Below are 16,674 nucleotides of genomic sequence, written 5' to 3' on the forward strand. Positions count from 1 at the left end.
CATCAACATGGCAAAAATTCTCGTGGTAGACGATTCAAGCACCGTGCGCGACGAAGTCGGCGGTTTTCTGAAAAAGGCCGGCCTGGACGTGTCGACCGCGGTAGACGGCAAGGACGGCCTGGCCAAGATGAAGGCCGATCCGGCCATCCGCCTGGTTGTCACCGACGTCAACATGCCGAACATGGACGGCCTGACGATGGCTGAAAAGATCCGCGGCGAGCTGGGCAACGCCAGCGTGAACATCATCATGCTGACTACCGAAAGCAGCCCAAGCATGAAGGAACGCGGCAAGGCGGCCGGGATCAAGGGCTGGATCGTCAAACCCTTCAACGGCGCCGCCGTGCTCGAAACTTTCAAGAAGCTGGCGGCCTGAGTCTGGGCGTCTCAGTAAGGGTAGTGGTCGAAGCTGACGACGCTGTAGCCGGCGGCTTCGATGCCTTGCCGGATATGGCGGGCGGTGGCGACGGCTTCTGGATTGTCGCCGTGCACGCAGATGCTTTCAATCTTGGTTGGCAGCTGCTTGCCGGACTGGCTGATGATCGCCTGGGCATCGAGCATGCGTCGGACGTGTTCCAGTGAGGCGTCGGCCCCGTGGATCAGCGCACCCGGCTGGCTGCGCGGGACCAGTTGGCCGTCGTCCTGATAAGCCCGGTCGGCAAAGACTTCGAGAATCACGGTCAGGCCGTGCTGTCGGCCGGTGGCGGCGAGTACCGAATGGGCCGGGGCGAGCAGGATCAGCTCGGGATTGACGGCCAGCATGGCGCGGACTATCGTTTCGGCCACCTCGCGGTTGGCGCAGGCGATGTTGTTGAGCGCACCGTGCGGCTTGACGTGGCTGACGTGGCCGCCTTCGGCCACGGCCAGCGCCTGCAGCGCTCCGATCTGGTAAATGATGCCGGCTTCGAGCTCGGCCGGCGGAATGTCCATGCGCCGGCGACCGAAACCCTGCAGATCGGGAAAGGCCGGGTGGGCGCCCAAGCTGACGCCGCGTTGCAGCGCAGCGCGGATGGTTCGGCGCATGACCAGCGGGTCGCCAGCGTGAAAGCCGCAGGCAATGTTGGCGCTGCTGACGATGTCGAGCAAGGCGGCGTCGGCCCCCATCTGCCAGGCGCCGAAGCTTTCGCCGAGATCGGCATTCAGGTTGATCAAATTGGCCATGGCACGGCTCCTGTCGGCAATCAAGGTTCGGCGCGGACCATGCCGCTGACCAGGTTGAGGTTGTACAAAGCGGATTCGTCGAGGCTGCCCGGCGGCAGGAAGGCTTGCAGGCTATTTTGCCAGGCCGCCAGTTGCTGCATTTGCGCGGCGAGCAATTTGCTGGCTTGCGGCAGGTCGACCGCAGCAAAGCGGACTTCCTGCCCCGGCTGCCAGTGCGCCAGGCGCGGCAGGTCGGCGGTGATCACCGTGGCGATCTTGGGGTAGCCGCCAACCGTTTGGCAATCGGCCAGCAGGATGATCGGCTGGCCGTTGGCCGGCACCTGGATGGCGCCGGGTGTCACGCCGTCGGAAACGATATCGGCGGCTTCCGGCGTGATGTGGCCGAGTTTCGGGCCGCTCAGGCGCATGCCCATGCGGTCCATTTCCGGGGTGGCGACGAAGCGGCCGTTCAGGAAGTCGAACCACGCTGTCGTGCTGAAATGCTGGTCCTGCGGGCCGGGGATGACGCGGATCGGCCCTTCGTCATGGCGTAATGGTTCGGCCCGCCATTCACGCAAATCGCGTTGCATCGGCTGGCTGCACGGCAATGTGTCGCCGGTTTGCACGGCCCGGCCGTTGATGCCGCCGATGGCTGCCCGTTGGTAGGTGGCGCGGCTGCCCAACTCGGGCGCAACGCGAATCCCGCCGGAAACTGCCAGATAGGCCACGCCATCGGCAATGGCGCCGATCTTGACGACATCGCCGTCATCCAGCGTCGTGCTGCACCATGCGGTCAGTGGCTGGGTGTTGCCATTGGCCCGGATCAAGGTGGCGCGGGTTTGCCCGGCAATCGCGATGCGCACAGGCCCGTGCTGCACCTTGAGGGTTGGGCCGATGCCGCGCATTTCGAGGCTGGCGGCATCGGGATGATTGCCGGCCAGCAGGTTGGCGCAAGCGGCCATCGGGCGATCCAGTGTGCCGGAAACGGCGACGCCGATGTGCCGATAACCGCGGCGACCGGGGTCCTGGATGCTGTTGCCCAGGCCACCGTCGATCAGTTCGATCAGGCCGTCCATGCGGCCTCCGGGGCGAGCAGGAAGCTGTCGCGGGCCAGTGTCCGGCTGGCCAGGGCGGCTTCCTGCGCCTGGTACGTGTTGCGGTCGACGGCCAGCCAGCGGACTTCGTCGCCGGAGGCGAGCAGGGCAGGGTTGTCGCGGTCGACGGTGTCAAACAGTGAAATTGGCGTGCGGCCGAGCAAATGCCAGCCGCCCGGACTTTCCCAAGGGTAGACCGCGCACATTTCGCCGGCGATGGCCAGCGAGCGGGCTGGCACCGCCTTGCGCGGCGAGGCCAGGCGCGGCGTGTTGAGTTCGTCCGGCAAGCCGCCCATGTACGGAAAACCGGGCATGAAACCAATCATGTAAACGTGGAAGGTGGTGCCGGTCAGGCGTTCGATGACTGTTTCCCGGCTCAGCCCTTTGCTGGCGGCCAGCGCGTCGAGATCGGGCGCCAGGTCGGCATCGAAACAGACCGGCAGTTGCCAGCGCCGGCCGCTGGCGGCGGCTTGTCCGGCTTTTTCGGCCAGTTCGAGTAACTGCTTGCCGAGTGTTTCGCCGGTGCCCTGCAAGGGGTCGTAGTGCACGGTCAGTGAGCGGAAAGTCGGCACGACGTCGACAATGCTGGCCAGCAGCGGGTTGTTGCCGGCTGTCCGGGCGTGGCGCAGTTGTTCGGCCAGCCCCATCACCCGGCCATGCAGGGCCGGGTCGATGCTGGTACCGAACTCGATTGTCCAGGCCGCATCGCCCAGCGGCAGCAGCCGGGGCGATGGGTGGTGAGCGTCGTGGTTCATGCGTGGAGATTTAGCCGGCCATCTGCTGCGGCAGCCAGGTGATGATGCCGGGGAAGAAGTAAATCAGCAGCACGGCGGCAACCATCAGGAAGAACATCGGCATCGAGTGCTTGGCCAGCCAGGTGATTTCTTTCTTGGTCATGCCTTGCAGCACGAACAGGTTGAAGCCGACTGGCGGTGTGATTTGTGCCATTTCGACGACGAGCACGACAAAAATACCGAACCAGACCAGGTCAATGCCGGCTTTTTCGATGGTCGGCAGCAGGACGCCCATGGTCAGCACGACGATGGAAATGCCGTCGAGGAAGCAGCCGAGCACGATGAAGAAGACCATCAACGCCAGGACCAGGGCGAACGGCGAGAGGTGCAGCGAGCTGATCCACTCGGCCAGGTGGCGCGGCAGGCCGATATAGCCCATGGCCAGCGTCAGGAAAGCGGCGCCGGCCAGAATCAACGCGATCATGCAGTACAGGCGGGTGGCACCGATCAGGCTGTCGCTGAAATTCTTCCACGACAACTCGCCCTGCAATGCGGCGATGATCAGCGATCCGACAACGCCCAGCCCGGCCGCCTCGGTGGCGGTGGCCAGCCCGGTGTAAATCGAGCCAAGCACGGCGGCGATCAGCGAGACAACGGGAATCAGGTTGCGCGAGGCGTTGAGCTTTTCGAGGAAGCTCATGTTCTGGTCGGCCGGCGGAATCTGGTCCGGATGAATCAGCGCCCAGACGATGGTGTAAGCCATGAACAAGCCGGCCAGCAGCAGGCCGGGAATGACGCCGGCGATGAACAGCTGGGCAATCGAGACATTGGCCGTGACGCCGTAGACGATCATGATGATCGACGGTGGAATCAGCAGGCCGAGCGTGCCGGCGCCGGCCAGCGTGCCAATCGCGATGTGTTCCGGATAGCCGCGGCGTTTCAGTTCGGGCAAGGTCATCTTGCCGATCGTGGCGCAGGTGGCTGCCGAGGAGCCGGAGACGGCGGCGAAGATGGTGCAGCCGATGATGTTGGTGTGGAGCAGGCGACCCGGCAGCTTTTCGAGCCATGGGGCGAGGCCCTTGAACATGTCTTCGGAGAGCTTGGTGCGGAAGAGAATTTCGCCCATCCAGATAAACAGCGGCAGCGCGGTCAACGTCCAGGAAGAGGCCGATCCCCAGATGGTGACGGCCATGCTGTCGCCAACCGGGCGGCTGGTGAACAGTTCCATCCCGATCCAGGCGACGCCGGCCAGTGAAAGGCCGATCCAGACGCCGCTGCCGAGAATGATGAACAGCGTGACGATGAGCAGCAGGGTGATGTAGATATCCATGATGTCGCTTCCGGCTTATTCGATGTGGGCGGGTTCGCCGTCGAGCGACTCTTCGCGCAATTGCTTGCCGGCGAGAAGCAGGACGAGATCCATGGCGAAAGCCAGGACAAACAGGCTGGTACCGACGGCCATGCCGAGCTGGGGAATCCACAGCGGCGTCGCGTCGAGGCCGGTTGAAATATCGACAAACTCGCGCGATTGCATGACCAGTCGAATCGAGAACCAGGCCAGCGCGCCGGACATGATCAAGGCGACGAGGTGGCAGAAAATATCCAGCCAGCGGTGGGCTGCGGTGGGTAGTTGATTGAGGATCAGCGTGACGCGGATGTGTTCACCGCGACGCAGCGTCGGGGCCAGCGCCAGGAAGGCGGCAGTCGCCATGCAGTAACCGGCATAGGCATCGGCGCCGGGCAAGTCGATGGCCGGGATCAGGCGGCCAAAGATGCTGGCTAATACAGCGAGCAGGGTGCCCACCATGAACAGGCCGGCGAGATAGCCTGCGCCGGTAAAAAGACGATCCAGCATGGTGCGCATGGGCGTTCCTTCTAGTCAGAAAACGGGCTGCCGCAGCAGCCCGTGATGATGAAATTACTTGCGGTAGGCGTCGAGAATGGCCTGGCCGTCTGCGCCGGCCTGCTTGGTCCAGTCGGCGACCATCGTTTCGCCCACTTTCTTGAGATCGGCGCGCAACTGGGCCGAACCAGCGTCTACCGTCATGCCATTCTTCTTCAGTTGCTCGATGTACCAGGTGTTTTTCTCCTGGCTGACCTTCCAACCGCGTGTTTCGGCAGCCGCGGCAGCCTTCAGCACGGCTTCCTGGCTCGGCTTGTCGAGGCCGTCGAAAGCTTTCTGGGAAACGATGACCAGATTTTTCGGCAGCCAGGCGCTGACGTCGTAGTAATACTTGACCTGTTCCCAGACCTTGCTGTCGTAGCCGGTGGCGCCGGAGGTCATGAAGGTGTTGACCGCGCCGGTGGCCAGCGCCTGCGTCAGTTCGGCGGCCTGCACGGTGACCGGCTGGGCACCGACCAGTTGGGCGATGCGGCTGGTGTTCGGGTTGTAGGCGCGCCACTTGGCACCCTTCAGATCAGCCGCGCTATTGATCGGCTTGCTGCTGAAAATGCCTTGCGGTGGCCATGGCACCGAGTACAGCACCTTCATGCCCTGCTTGGCGAGACGCGCTTCGGTCGCCGGGCGGGAGGCTTGCCAGAGTTTTTGCGATTCCTGATAGCTGGTCGCCAGGAAAGGAATCGAATCAACGCCATAGACCGGATCTTCATTGGAATAACCGGAGATGATGATTTCGCCTAACTGCGCCTGGCCGCCTTGCACGGCACGTTTGACTTCGTTGGCCTTGAACAGCGAACCGCCGTCATGCACGGTGATCTTCAGTTTGCCGGCGGTGGCTTTATCGATGTCGCCAGCGAACTGCTGGATGTTTTCGGTGTGAAAGTTCGAAGCCGGGTAGCCGGTCGGCATGTCCCATTTCTGCTGGGCCTGAGCGGCGGACCCGATGAAGCACAGGGCCGAGGTGGCGCCGATGGCGGCGAGAGTCTTCAACATGTACATCTCCTGGTAGGTAGCTGGGTCCGGCGGGCCGGCTTGAATCGACTTCCGTTTCAGGGGCTGGCTTGAAGCCCGAACTTCTCCAGTTTGAATCGAAACGGTAACGACAATGTAACGTTAAGAAAACGTCGATAAAAAGTCAACGTGATTTTGCTATAATGAAATTCTTCCGTTTAGTGGAAAAGTCATGAAGTCCAAGGCAAAAACACCCGCTGTCGAACCCCGTCCGGCGCTTGCCCAGCCGGGGCAGCGCATCGTTTCCTCGTCACACCTGGTTTCGGAAAAATCCCCGGAGCTGTCGGAATTCGAGTTTGGTCTGATCATCGCTGCGCACGCCTTCAACCGCTGGCTGATCCGCTGCATGGGCGCCGCCGGGGTCAAGGACATGGCGCCGGTCGACGTGCTGGTGCTGCATCACATCAACCACCGACGCAGTGAAAAACGCCTGGCCGACATCTGCTTCGTGCTGAATATCGAAGACACCCACGTCGTTACCTACTCGGTCAAGAAACTGGTCGGTATGGGGCTGGTCAGCAGCACCAAGCGTGGAAAGGAAGCCTTCTTCTCGACGACCGAAGAAGGCGCCGAACTGTGCATGCAATACCGTGAAGTGCGCGAAGCCTGCCTGATGCCCGGCTTCTCCGGCGCAGAAGAGGAAAACCAGCGCCTCGGCGAAGTCGCCCGCCTGTTGCGCACCGTTTCCGGTCGTTACGACCAGGCAGCGAGGGCTGCGACTTCGTATTGAGTTGGGGGGAGGATGGTTTTTCGGCCTTAGCTGACTTTCACCTTCACGTAAGAGTCCGGCTGCTGTCTACTAATGCGATGTACTGAGCAAGATTTTCATGGTTCCAAGACGAAAATAGACATAAATTATCAGCACATCTTTTGGGCCTACTCTCGCCAATCGGAAAATATCTCGCGGCCATCTATAAATGCCCTGCAACCAGCCCCTTCGACAGCTATGCACATTGATATTTTCTGCTTGTAGTCAGCAGTCACCTCCGGCCGGCGATTAAAAAATCCATGCCACCGATTGATGACCGCATCCCTCAGCGAGAATGAGGGAGGTGCATCGATCGCTACTCGTATCTCGTCTGCGCAGTTCGCCGGTACGCAACCAATGGGGCAAGCAAACTCTTTGAGTGTTCGAAGGTTCGGTAGCCCATTTTTAGGGACACCAAAATCGGTCAGAGGTATACATGCCCGATGCAATTGCCCCTCCCAGCCCAGCGAAAGCTCCAGATGAGTAATGCATTGATCGCCTACCAATGCGCCAGTGGCACAGAATCCGTTCATCGGGGCTAGCGGCAGTGTCCTTGGGTTAAAGCTTGATTTTCCCGGATTTCGTTTGTATAGCTTTTTCTGGATTTCTATGACCTTACGCTTAGCCGCCAAGCGCCAGTCGTTGATTTGTTTCAGAACAGTCGTGGTAGCAGTGTAGGAAACCCCGTTCATCGATATTGCAAAGCTACGGAAAAATTCCCGCTCAGTCAGTCCGACCTCCCCGAGACGCACTTGATTTTGCGCATAAATAACAGCCTCGCCCCCTAAGCGAGTCTCCTCTTCTTGCCGCCAGTCAAAATACGCTTTGTAATAGTTCGCTGCGCGCTCAAAGTCAGCCTCCGACTTAGCGTTGGCGTGGTAATACGCACCTATAGAGACAAGTGCTGGAGGATGATTTAGTGCAATCGCACTTTCAAACAGCAGGAGCGCCCCAAGCACATCTCTTTCTACCAACAGGCCATCCCACAAAACCTGACCTAACAAGTGCATGGCTGCCGGATCGTTATTTTCCGCCATACTACGAAGCGCCGTGAGGGCGCCTTCTAACTCATCTAATGGGATGGTCGCCCCTACTTGAAACGGCATCAGAAGTGCCAAAGTGTGGCGAATGGAAATTCCCACCCAGCAAGAGAGGCGACCGAAATGAAGCTTACGACGATTGGCATCGATCTGGCAAAAAACGTATTCCAGGTTCATGGCGTGGATGAACGGGGCAAAGCCGTCCTGAAGAAACAACTGAAGCGGGAGCAGATGGCAGCGTTCTTCGCCAACCTGGCGCCGTGCCTGATCGGCATGGAAGCCTGCGGCAGCGCACATTTTTGGGCGAACAAGCTGCAAGCGATGGGGCATACCGTCAAATTGATGGCGCCGCAATTTGTGAAGCCCTACGTCAAGACGAACAAAAATGATGCAGCGGATGCGGAGGCGATCTGTGAAGCGGTGAGCCGGCCAAACATGCGTTTTGTGCCGATCAAGCAGGCCGAGCAGCAGGCTGTACTGGCGCTGCATCGGGCTCGCCAAGGCTTCGTCAAAGCGAGGACAGCCCAGGCAAATCAGATTCGCGGCCTGCTGGCCGAGTACGGCATCATCATTCCCCAGGGCATTGCGCACATCGGCAAGCGTCTGCCGGAGATCCTCGAAGACGGCGAGAATGGCTTGCCCGGCGTCTTTCGTCAGCTAATTGCCCGTCTGGGAGACCACCTCAAGGAACTGGATCGGCAGGCCCAGGAGCTGGAAGGTCAAATCCAGGTCTGGCATAGCGAGAATGCCGCCAGTCGAAAGCTCGCGCAGATACCAGGGATTGGTCCGATTACAGCCAGTGCGCTGGTGGCATCCATCGGCAATGCCCGGAACTTCGAAAATGGCCGACAACTGGCAGCCTGGCTCGGGTTGGTGCCACGGCAGAACTCCAGCGGCGGCAAGCAGACCCTGCTGGGGATCAGCAAACGGGGCGATACCTATATGCGGACACTCTTGATCCACGGAGCGCGCGCCGTCATTCGGGTAGCCGAACGCAAGGCAGCCCACGCCGGGAGCTGGCTGGCAGGAGTGATGGGGCGACGCAACAAGAATGTGGCTGCTGTGGCCCTGGCGAACAAGAATGCCCGGATTGTCTGGGCGCTCCTGGCCCAGGATCGGGACTACAAAGCGGATTACGGATTGACGGCATAAACACGGGTTATCCCCCGTGCCGCAGGCCTACGGTCTAAAGGGACCTTCGGCCCACGGCCCCGTGGATAACCCTGCCACTGAGCAAGACAGCAGCACACTTCAAGGAGAACCACCGATTGCACAGGCAATCATGACGTGATGGCGAGATAGGTCAGACCGGGGTTGGACAAGCCTGAACTTTACAAGGCGCCTCACAGCGCGACCATCTGTTAAGGCTCCAACCAGCGTATTCCATCAGGGACGGAGGCTGTGGCCTCGATCAAAGTCCGGATCTATGGCTGCAATCTCCACCTTACTTACCATCATCGATTGAGGGCTTGGCAAACCGGGGGCGACCATCTATGTAGAGCAGGCGTCAGGCCTTGAATAGAGCACCATCCGAACTCTATTTAGCGCCTCGGAATCACCAATCACTCGAGAACAATAAGCGGTCATTTCTTGGTCCTGATGCGGTCGATAGCTATTCTGGCGTCACCGCATAAATGGTCGCTGCAATATTGTGTAAAGCCTAACAAGGGCTGAATTACGACACGAGCAAAGCTTAGACCTTTATGGGCTCATTGGGTGGGCCAACCTCAGTGCCGGGATATCGGAGTAGTTCAGATGTCTGCTTTACTGCGTTGAGCAGCCTATCGTTCAAACATGGGTGTATTTTGTACATTCACCGGCCAGTCGCTGACTTGCGAACCCTTCGAATACGGGCTGGAGCTTGCAATGCAAAAATGCTTCAAGCAAACCAATCGGAAAAGGCCCATGGCTTGCCTTGAGCAGAAAGTTAATCCGGGATGTGTTTTTGCATATCCATTCTCTCGTTTGATTAGCCTGTACCGTAGGTAACCAAGGGATCTCATGCTTGAGGAGCGAACCGGCCAGTGTGCTTTTTGCGGATCCCGTGTAATGCTGTGACCTATAACGCGCATTACTATTTTCTCCGGCACGCCCAACCTTTAAGCATCGATCTCCAAAGAGAAATACATAAACAGCCGCATGCCCCTTTAGCAACCTTGTTGGCGTGTGTGACGCACACAGTTTCTCAATATGAAAATCAGCGTGTGTAAGCTGAAGTCCGGCTAGTGTCGCGGCCGCCAAAAAATCTGTGAGCCAAGCATTAGTAAGCGAGTCAAGATTAGGCATTTCACTGTTTGAATGCAACGGAAGGGTATTTGTCATGGCGGTGTCTCGTTTATGTTGCTTACGGCTTCTTTGTCGTTTAATTCCACCACAACTTGGGGCGTGCAAAGGCATTTCGGATGACAGTAACAAACGGCGCAGCAATCATTTGAATGATAATTTAATACTCGCCGTTTGACTGAGCTGTTGCCGTTTGTAGCGCAGGAAGGGATTCGTATGCCGAATGCGTGCGACTAGCGATAAAGAGGGTTATCACTACACAGCAGATGTTCGGCCTGATGTGGAGCTCCACATCAGGCCGACAAGCAGTCCAACTAACAATAAACCAGCTTCTACCACCTGCGAAACAACAATCACAGGCTCGGCCGGTGTCTTTATTCACCCTAAAACATGGTGCGTTAAAGCAGCCCCTCAATCGTCGCAATCAGTGCTTCCGCATCCGGCTTGGTATCGGGCGCAAAGCGCCGGACGACCTGGCCGTTGCGGTCGACGAGGATTTTTTCGAAATTCCAGAGCACTTCCGGGCGCGGGGTCGGTTCGATGCCGTAGCCGCGTAGTTGTTCTTCCATGACGGGGCGTGCCTCGGTGTCCGGGTGGGCGGCGATCAGGTGGCTGTAGAGCGGGTGGCGCTCTTCACCAGTAACGACAATCTTGCTGTAGAGCGGGAAGCGGATGCCGAAATTGCTTGTGCAGAAGCTGGCGATTTCGGCGTTGCTGCCCGGTTCCTGCCCGGCGAAATCGTTGGCCGGAAAGCCGAGGACGGTGAAGCCGCGTTCGGCGTAACGTTCGTGCAGGGCTTCCAGTCCGGCGTATTGCGGTGTCAGGCCGCATTTCGAGGCGACGTTGACGATCAGCATCACCTTGCCCTGGTGCGGGCGCAGGTTGGTGGCGGTGCCGTCGATCTGCTGGAGCGGGATGTCGTAGAGTGCGTCGTTCATGAATTGTCCTTGGCGTGTTGAGCGTTGATTTTCGGGCCTCTGCTGCGGTCGACCGCAGCAATCAGACCATTTTCAGGCAGCCGCGTTTCAGCTTTTGCCGGATTTCTTCAGTTCAACGAGCGGAATCACGTCGGGAATATGGATGCGTTTGCGGTCGGCCTCGACTTCGCTCAGCGGGTTGGTTTCAACCATGGTCGCCAGGCAGCGCCGGGTCAGGTCTTGATAGGTTTTGGTGCCTTCGCTTTTCCAGGCGATTTCTTCGTCGGAGAGCGTGCGGATGACCTTGGCTGGCATGCCGGCGACCAGGCTGCGGGCCGGAATCTCGGCGCCGGCCTTGACGAAGGCACTGGCGGCGACAATGGCCGATTCGCCGATCACGGCATTGTCCATGATCACGGCATTCATGCCGATCAGGGCGTTCTTGCCGATGCGGCAGCCGTGCAATACCGCGCCATGGCCGATGTGGCCGTTTTCCTCGACCACGGTGTCGGTGCCGGGAAAGCCGTGCATCACGCAGGTGTCCTGCAGGTTGGCGCCACGTTCCAGGATCAGGCGGCCGAAATCGCCGCGCAGGCTGGCGCAGGGGCCGACGTAACAGCCCGGTCCGACGATGACGTCGCCGATCAGCACGGCGCTGGGATGGACGAAGGCGGTGGGATCGACGACCGGTACAATGCCGTCGATGGCGTACACGCGCAGTGAATTCATGATTTGCTCCTGACAAAACGATCTGGAATTCTATAAAATAAAAGCGATTTCGTAATGCAGAATCTTCAAGGGGCGGTCATGAGTGACGAAATGGAAGGCAAACACGGCGTCCAGTCGCTGGAAATCGGGATGAGCATCCTGCGCGCCATGGTCAAGGGGCAGCGCTCGATGATGCTCAAGGACATTGCGGCGGCGGCGGACATGCCGGCCTCCAAGGCGCATCGCTATCTGGTCAGCCTGATTCGTGCCGGGTTGGTTGGGCAGGACCCGCTGACTTCCCGTTACGACCTTGGGCCGTTCGCCTTGAACATCGGTCTGGTGGCGATTGACCGGCTTGACCGGGTGCGCCTCGGCCTGGCGGCCATTGCCGAGTTGCGCGACAAGATCAACGAAACGACCGCGCTTGCCGTGTGGGGCGATACCGGGCCGGTCATCGTGCGCTGGGAGCGTCCGCGCCGCCCGATCACCGTCAATGTCGTGACCGGTACGGCGCTTGATCCGCTGACTTCGGCCAGCGGTCGGGTTTTTTCCGCCTGGTTGCCCAAGGAAACTGTTGGCCGCCTGATCGAACGTCGTCTCAAGGGGCCGGACCTGCCGCCGGAGTTGCAGACGCGCGCCGAGGTCGAAGCCATGCTGGCCCAGGTGCGGGCCGATGGTTACGCCAGCGTTTCCGGCTACCACCTGGTGCCGGGTGTGGAGGCACTGGCGGCGCCGGTCTTCAATTTCAAGAATGAAATTACCATCGCCATGCTGGTGGTTGGCGTCAAGGGTATGTTCGACATGGACCCGGCCGGGCCGGTGGTCGGGCCGCTCAAGGAGGCCGCCGCCGAATTGTCGGTTCGCCTGGGATACACCGGCAGCAACTAGCCAGTATCGGCTCACGTTTGCCATGACAAGACCCGCCACCTGGCGGGTCTTTGCATTTGCCGCGGTCGACGCTGGTTTTTGGCAAAAAATGTCGATAAATCAGCTGGATAATTATTGATACATAAGGCGCAGGAAATTTCATTATTTGTATCATTTTCCATTGACAGAAGTTGTTCTGTATTTCAGAATCAATTCCACTAATGTGAAGTAATACTTCCATACGGCTGCGGCCGATAACAACAGGAGGCGAGATGAACGAGAGAGCAGCGGTGCGCACGGCGGCTGCGCCGACAGGGAAGGTGGGTGTCTGATGCTTGCCCAGTTCCTGCAATTCCTATTTTCCGGTGTCACGGTCGGTGCGACTTACGCGCTGGCCGCGCTCGGCTTCACGCTGATCTACAACGCCAGCAACGTAATCAACTTCGCCCAGGGTGAGTTCATCATGCTCGGCGGCATGCTGGCGGTGTTCTTTACCCAGGCCGGCCTGCCTTTGCCGGTTGCGCTGGTGCTGGCTATCCTGATTCCGGCGATTGTCGGCGTGGTCGTTGAAAAACTGGCGATCGAACCGGTCAAGGGTGCCGAAACGGTCACGCTGATCATCATCACCATCGGCGCTTCGCTGGTCATTCGCGGTCTGGTCCAGGTCTGGCTCGGCAAAGGCACGCACAGCCTGCCGGCCTTCTCGGGTGACACGCCGATCGAGATTCTCGGTGCGACGCTGATGCCGCAGAGCCTGTGGGTGCTCGGCGTTACGGCGCTGGTCGTCGTCGCGCTGTGGTACTTCTTCAACCGCACGCTGCAGGGCAAGGCCATGCTGGCCACCTCGTTCAACCGTCTGGCGGCTGAACTGGTCGGGATCAACACCAGCTGGGTGCTGTTCATGAGCTTTGCCATGTCGGCCGCGCTCGGCGCGCTGGGCGGTATCTTGGTCACGCCGATCACGCTGACTTCCTACGATGTCGGGATCATGCTCGGCCTCAAGGGCTTCGTCGCTGCAGTGGTCGGCGGTCTGGGCAATGGTCTAGGCGCAGTGCTCGGCGGCTTGCTGGTCGGTATTCTGGAAGCCATGGGGGCGGGCTACATTTCGTCGGCCTACAAGGATGCCATTCCCTTCGTGCTCATCCTGCTCATTCTCTTCTTCATGCCGCGCGGCCTGTTTGGCGGCAAATCGACGGATCGGGTGTAAGCATGAAAAAGAATGCCTATTTTGGCCTGTACATCGTCATGGCCATCCTTGCCGTGCTGCCTTTCGTGCTGCCCAACAGCTTCTACATGGATCTGGTGATCCGCATGGCGATCAATGCCGTGATCGTGCTCGGGCTGAATCTGCTGATCGGCTTTGCCGGCCAGATCAGTCTCGGTCATGCCGGTTTTCTGGGTATCGGCGCCTATGCCTCAGCCGTGCTGCCGACGCATTTCGGCTGGCATCCGGTGCTCGCCATGGCGGCGGGAGCTGTTGCAACCGGCATTCTGGCCGCGCTGGTCGCCCGGCCGATCTTTAAGTTGAAAGGCCACTATCTGGCAATGGCGACGCTCGGTCTCGGCATCATTCTGAGCATTGCCTTGCGCAACGAGGCTGCCTGGACGGGTGGGCCGGACGGCATGCCGGTGCCGGCGATGGCCCTGTTCGGTTTCGAGCTTTCTTCCGACAAGCAGTGGTACTGGGTGGTTGCGCTGCTGCTCTCGGTCAGTGTCTGGGCTTCGCTCAACCTGATCGATTCACCGTTCGGCCGTGCGCTGCGCGCCCTGCATGGTTCCGAAGTGGCCTCGCAGGTGGTCGGTGTCGATGTGGTGCGCTACAAGGTTGCGATTTTTGTCATGTCGGCGGTGTTCGCCAGCCTGATGGGCAGCGTCACGGCGCATTACGTGGGTTTCGTGACGCCGAATCTGGCCGATTTCTTCCACTCCATCGAACTGGTCACCATGGTCGTCATCGGTGGCATGGCTTCGGTCTATGGCTCGCTGGTTGGCGCCGTGCTGCTGACTGCATTGCCGCAGGCGCTGGCTACCTTTGAAGGCTGGGAAACCGTGGCTTTCGGTTCGATTTTAATGATCTGCATGATCTTCATGCCAAAGGGCCTGGTCCCGACGCTGGCCGCCAAGTTCGGCAAGGGAGAATGAGCATGGCTTTGCTCGATGTATCCAACCTTTCCATTCAGTTCGGCGGCGTCAAGGCTGTCCAGAATGTCAGTTTCAGCATTGATGCAGGCATCGTTTATGCCGTGATCGGCCCGAATGGCGCTGGCAAGACAACGTTATTCAACCTGATTACCGGGGTCTACAAGCCAACCAGCGGTGAAATCCGGCTGGAGGGCGAGTCGATCGGTGGCAAGTCGCCGAACGAACTGGCGACGCGCGGTGTGGCCCGGACTTTCCAGAACCTGCAGATTTGCATGAACATGAGTGCCATCGAGAATGTGATGGTCGGTGCTCACCTGCGGCTTGACCGCAATCTGCTCAAGGCCGCCTTGCGTTTCCCGACCCTGAAACGGCGCGATGCCGAAATGCGTCGTGAAGCGGCTGAGCTGATGGCTTTTGTCGGCCTCGAAAAATATGTCGAGGCACGGGCCGATGCGATGTCCTACGGTGCGCTCAAGCGGCTTGAAATTGCCCGTGCGCTGGCCATGAAGCCGCGCCTGATCTTCCTCGATGAACCGGCCGCCGGTCTCAATCCGAAGGAAACCATCGAAGTCGACCATCTGGTCCGCAAAATTGCCGATTCCGGCGTGACGGTGGTGCTCGTCGAGCACGATATGAAGATGGTGATGAACCTGTCGGACCGCATCCTGGTGCTTGATTACGGCAAGAAACTGGCCGAAGGCACGGGTGAGGAAGTTCGCCGGAATCCGGACGTGATTGCTGCCTATCTCGGCGCGCACGCATAAGGGGAAGAACATGGAAGCACTGCGCGTTATCAGCGAAGAACACCGCAATCTGTGGCGCATCGCCACGACCATCGACCAGGTGGCCGATGAGATGGAGGCTGGCAGCAAGGTCGATCCGGCTTTCTTTACGTCGATTTTCGATTACATCGAACAGTTCATGGATGCCTGCCATCACACCAAGGAAGATGACTTCCTGTTCCCGGTGTTGCGCCAGCGCAGCGCTGAGGCGGCACTCATTCTTGATCGCCTGCAAGCCGAGCACCGCAATGGTCCCGAAGTCCTGAAATCGCTGCGCGAGCAACTGGCCGCCACCGCGACAGGCGCGTTGGACAATGCCGCTTTTGCCGCCGCCCTGCGGACTTATACGGGCAGCTTGAAAAACCATATCCGGACGGAAGAAAAGGATGCCATTCCTTTGGCCCGCGAGGCGTTGACCGCAGCAGACTGGGCTGAAATCGACCGGGCGTTTCTCGACAACGACGATCCCTTGTTCGGTGAAAGGGCGCGCGCCGAGTTTCGCGAGTTGTTCCACCGTATCGCCAGCCTGGCGCCGGAGTCGATCGGCCTGGGCGGACACACGGCCGGCGAACTGCAACCGGGCGCTTCCTCGGCCAAGGCCGATGTGCTGCTCAGCGTCAGGGATGTCGAAAGCTGCTATGGTCGGATCAAGGCCTTGAAAGGCATGAGCCTCGAAGTGCGGCGCGGCGAGACAGTCGCCCTGGTCGGCGCCAACGGTGCCGGCAAGACGACCTTCCTGCGCACCTTGTCCGGCATTCAGCCGATGAGTGCCGGCAGCATCCATTTCGATGGCGAAGACATCAGCAAGCTGCGTTCCGACATGCGGATGCGGCGCGGTATCTGCCAGAGTCCGGAAGGACGCCAGGTTTTCGGGCCGCTGTCGATCGAGGACAACCTCCGTCTGGGGGCGTATACCCAGCCAAAAAACCAGGTCGAAGGCGATCTGGAAAAGGTTTTTGCGATGTTCCCGATTCTCAAGGAAAAGCGCGCGCTGCCGGCCGGTACCTTGTCCGGTGGTCAACAGCAGATGCTGGCGATTGGCCGGGCGCTGATGGGCCGTCCGAAAATGCTGCTGCTCGATGAGCCGTCGATGGGGCTGGCGCCGCTGCTTGTCGAGGAAGTTTTCAATGTGGTCAAAACGCTGAAATCGCAAGGCATGACCATCCTGCTCGTCGAACAGAATGCCTTTGCCGCGCTGGCCATCGCCGACCGTGGCTACGTGCTGGAAACCGGCAATGTCACGCTGACCGGTACCGGCCAGGAACTGATCAGCAACGAGCAGGTGCGGGCGGCCTACCTTGGCATGTAAAT

At 59.6% G+C, this 16,674-nt stretch carries 18 protein-coding genes; 8 read left to right on the forward strand and 10 right to left on the reverse strand.

What is annotated here, in order from left to right; genetic code table 11:
- The first annotated feature begins 7 nt into the window (after positions 1 to 7).
- A complete protein-coding gene (locus GBK02_RS02680; RefSeq protein WP_203468242.1) occupies positions 8 to 373 on the forward strand; it encodes a response regulator in 366 nt (121 codons plus the stop codon).
- Positions 374 to 384: 11 nt separating this feature from the next.
- Here the strand turns inward: GBK02_RS02680 and GBK02_RS02685 are convergent, their stop codons facing one another.
- Genes GBK02_RS02685 through GBK02_RS02710 form a run of 6 tightly spaced genes read right to left on the reverse strand, consistent with a single transcriptional unit; the run spans position 385 to position 5,858 of the window.
- Positions 385 to 1,158 (reverse strand): LamB/YcsF family protein, encoded by a 774-nt coding sequence (locus tag GBK02_RS02685; protein WP_203468243.1) that lies wholly within the window; start codon positions 1,156 to 1,158, stop codon positions 385 to 387.
- Positions 1,159 to 1,178: 20 nt separating this feature from the next.
- Positions 1,179 to 2,213 (reverse strand): biotin-dependent carboxyltransferase family protein, encoded by a 1,035-nt coding sequence (locus GBK02_RS02690; RefSeq protein ID WP_203468244.1) that lies wholly within the window; start codon positions 2,211 to 2,213, stop codon positions 1,179 to 1,181.
- Positions 2,201 to 2,986, reverse strand: coding sequence for a 5-oxoprolinase subunit PxpB (gene pxpB, locus GBK02_RS02695; RefSeq protein ID WP_203468245.1), 786 nt, complete (start codon positions 2,984 to 2,986; stop codon positions 2,201 to 2,203). The genes GBK02_RS02690 and pxpB overlap by 13 nt, the downstream gene beginning before the upstream one ends.
- A gap of 10 nt (positions 2,987 to 2,996) precedes the next feature.
- Entirely contained in the window at positions 2,997 to 4,295 is a 1,299-nt protein-coding gene (locus GBK02_RS02700; RefSeq protein WP_203468246.1) for a TRAP transporter large permease, read from the reverse strand.
- A 15-nt stretch (positions 4,296 to 4,310) separates the two neighbouring features.
- Positions 4,311 to 4,829, reverse strand: coding sequence for a TRAP transporter small permease (locus GBK02_RS02705; RefSeq protein ID WP_203468247.1), 519 nt, complete (start codon positions 4,827 to 4,829; stop codon positions 4,311 to 4,313).
- 54 nt (positions 4,830 to 4,883) lie between these two features.
- A complete protein-coding gene (locus GBK02_RS02710) occupies positions 4,884 to 5,858 on the reverse strand; it encodes a TRAP transporter substrate-binding protein (protein WP_239003131.1) in 975 nt (324 codons plus the stop codon).
- Positions 5,859 to 6,048: 190 nt separating this feature from the next.
- Here GBK02_RS02710 and GBK02_RS02715 point away from each other — a divergent pair, with 190 nt between their 5' ends.
- On the forward strand, positions 6,049 to 6,606 hold the full coding sequence (locus tag GBK02_RS02715) for a winged helix DNA-binding protein (RefSeq protein WP_203468249.1): 558 nt from the start codon (positions 6,049 to 6,051) through the stop codon (positions 6,604 to 6,606).
- Between the two features lie 146 nt (positions 6,607 to 6,752).
- On the opposite strand, the gene GBK02_RS02720 is transcribed toward GBK02_RS02715, so the two are convergent.
- Positions 6,753 to 7,730, reverse strand: coding sequence for a tetratricopeptide repeat protein (locus GBK02_RS02720; RefSeq protein ID WP_203468250.1), 978 nt, complete (start codon positions 7,728 to 7,730; stop codon positions 6,753 to 6,755).
- Positions 7,731 to 7,787: 57 nt separating this feature from the next.
- On the opposite strand from GBK02_RS02720, the gene GBK02_RS02725 reads away from it, so the two are divergent.
- On the forward strand, positions 7,788 to 8,816 hold the full coding sequence (locus GBK02_RS02725) for an IS110 family transposase (protein WP_203466774.1): 1,029 nt from the start codon (positions 7,788 to 7,790) through the stop codon (positions 8,814 to 8,816).
- A 636-nt stretch (positions 8,817 to 9,452) separates the two neighbouring features.
- Here the strand turns inward: GBK02_RS02725 and GBK02_RS02730 are convergent.
- The 3 genes from GBK02_RS02730 to paaY all read right to left on the reverse strand — a co-directional run bounded on the left by GBK02_RS02730 (position 9,453) and on the right by paaY (position 11,593).
- Positions 9,453 to 9,986, reverse strand: coding sequence for a hypothetical protein (locus tag GBK02_RS02730; protein ID WP_203468251.1), 534 nt, complete (start codon positions 9,984 to 9,986; stop codon positions 9,453 to 9,455).
- 359 nt (positions 9,987 to 10,345) lie between these two features.
- On the reverse strand, positions 10,346 to 10,885 hold the full coding sequence (locus GBK02_RS02735; protein WP_203468252.1) for a glutathione peroxidase: 540 nt from the start codon (positions 10,883 to 10,885) through the stop codon (positions 10,346 to 10,348).
- Between the two features lie 87 nt (positions 10,886 to 10,972).
- Positions 10,973 to 11,593: a phenylacetic acid degradation protein PaaY gene (gene paaY, locus GBK02_RS02740; protein ID WP_203468253.1), complete on the reverse strand. Its 621-nt coding sequence runs from the start codon at positions 11,591 to 11,593 to the stop codon at positions 10,973 to 10,975.
- A gap of 54 nt (positions 11,594 to 11,647) precedes the next feature.
- Between paaY and GBK02_RS02745 the strand changes: the two genes are divergently transcribed.
- The 5 genes from GBK02_RS02745 (at position 11,648) to GBK02_RS17050 (ending at position 16,672) form a co-directional block, all read left to right on the forward strand.
- Positions 11,648 to 12,460, forward strand: coding sequence for an IclR family transcriptional regulator (locus GBK02_RS02745; RefSeq protein WP_239003132.1), 813 nt, complete (start codon positions 11,648 to 11,650; stop codon positions 12,458 to 12,460).
- Positions 12,461 to 12,770: 310 nt separating this feature from the next.
- Complete coding sequence (locus tag GBK02_RS02750; protein WP_203468254.1) at positions 12,771 to 13,646, forward strand: branched-chain amino acid ABC transporter permease; 876 nt, start codon at positions 12,771 to 12,773, stop codon at positions 13,644 to 13,646.
- A 2-nt stretch (positions 13,647 to 13,648) separates the two neighbouring features.
- A complete protein-coding gene (locus GBK02_RS02755; protein ID WP_203468255.1) occupies positions 13,649 to 14,581 on the forward strand; it encodes a branched-chain amino acid ABC transporter permease in 933 nt (310 codons plus the stop codon).
- 2 nt (positions 14,582 to 14,583) lie between these two features.
- Positions 14,584 to 15,345: an ABC transporter ATP-binding protein gene (locus GBK02_RS02760; RefSeq protein ID WP_203468256.1), complete on the forward strand. Its 762-nt coding sequence runs from the start codon at positions 14,584 to 14,586 to the stop codon at positions 15,343 to 15,345.
- 10 nt (positions 15,346 to 15,355) lie between these two features.
- Positions 15,356 to 16,672, forward strand: a complete 1,317-nt coding sequence (locus GBK02_RS17050; protein ID WP_203468257.1) for an ATP-binding cassette domain-containing protein — start codon at positions 15,356 to 15,358, stop codon at positions 16,670 to 16,672.
- Positions 16,673 to 16,674 lie beyond the last annotated feature (2 nt).

The sequence above is a fragment of the Dechloromonas sp. TW-R-39-2 genome, from assembly GCF_016864195.1.
Taxonomy (GTDB): domain Bacteria; phylum Pseudomonadota; class Gammaproteobacteria; order Burkholderiales; family Rhodocyclaceae; genus Azonexus.

Bases quoted from the DNA above. Each gene is read 5' to 3' on its own strand.
- GBK02_RS02680 (WP_203468242.1), top strand. From the start codon at position 8: ATGGCAAAAATTCTCGTGGTAGACGATTCAAGCACCGTGCGCGACGAA.
- GBK02_RS02685 (WP_203468243.1), bottom strand. From the start codon at position 1,158: ATGGCCAATTTGATCAACCTGAATGCCGATCTCGGCGAAAGCTTCGGC.
- GBK02_RS02690 (WP_203468244.1), bottom strand. From the start codon at position 2,213: ATGGACGGCCTGATCGAACTGATCGACGGTGGCCTGGGCAACAGCATC.
- pxpB (WP_203468245.1), bottom strand. From the start codon at position 2,986: ATGAACCACGACGCTCACCACCCATCGCCCCGGCTGCTGCCGCTGGGC.
- GBK02_RS02700 (WP_203468246.1), bottom strand. From the start codon at position 4,295: ATGGATATCTACATCACCCTGCTGCTCATCGTCACGCTGTTCATCATT.
- GBK02_RS02705 (WP_203468247.1), bottom strand. From the start codon at position 4,829: ATGCGCACCATGCTGGATCGTCTTTTTACCGGCGCAGGCTATCTCGCC.
- GBK02_RS02710 (WP_239003131.1), bottom strand. From the start codon at position 5,858: ATGTTGAAGACTCTCGCCGCCATCGGCGCCACCTCGGCCCTGTGCTTC.
- GBK02_RS02715 (WP_203468249.1), top strand. From the start codon at position 6,049: ATGAAGTCCAAGGCAAAAACACCCGCTGTCGAACCCCGTCCGGCGCTT.
- GBK02_RS02720 (WP_203468250.1), bottom strand. From the start codon at position 7,730: ATGCCGTTTCAAGTAGGGGCGACCATCCCATTAGATGAGTTAGAAGGC.
- GBK02_RS02725 (WP_203466774.1), top strand. From the start codon at position 7,788: ATGAAGCTTACGACGATTGGCATCGATCTGGCAAAAAACGTATTCCAG.
- GBK02_RS02730 (WP_203468251.1), bottom strand. From the start codon at position 9,986: ATGACAAATACCCTTCCGTTGCATTCAAACAGTGAAATGCCTAATCTT.
- GBK02_RS02735 (WP_203468252.1), bottom strand. From the start codon at position 10,885: ATGAACGACGCACTCTACGACATCCCGCTCCAGCAGATCGACGGCACC.
- paaY (WP_203468253.1), bottom strand. From the start codon at position 11,593: ATGAATTCACTGCGCGTGTACGCCATCGACGGCATTGTACCGGTCGTC.
- GBK02_RS02745 (WP_239003132.1), top strand. From the start codon at position 11,648: ATGCAGAATCTTCAAGGGGCGGTCATGAGTGACGAAATGGAAGGCAAA.
- GBK02_RS02750 (WP_203468254.1), top strand. From the start codon at position 12,771: ATGCTTGCCCAGTTCCTGCAATTCCTATTTTCCGGTGTCACGGTCGGT.
- GBK02_RS02755 (WP_203468255.1), top strand. From the start codon at position 13,649: ATGAAAAAGAATGCCTATTTTGGCCTGTACATCGTCATGGCCATCCTT.
- GBK02_RS02760 (WP_203468256.1), top strand. From the start codon at position 14,584: ATGGCTTTGCTCGATGTATCCAACCTTTCCATTCAGTTCGGCGGCGTC.
- GBK02_RS17050 (WP_203468257.1), top strand. From the start codon at position 15,356: ATGGAAGCACTGCGCGTTATCAGCGAAGAACACCGCAATCTGTGGCGC.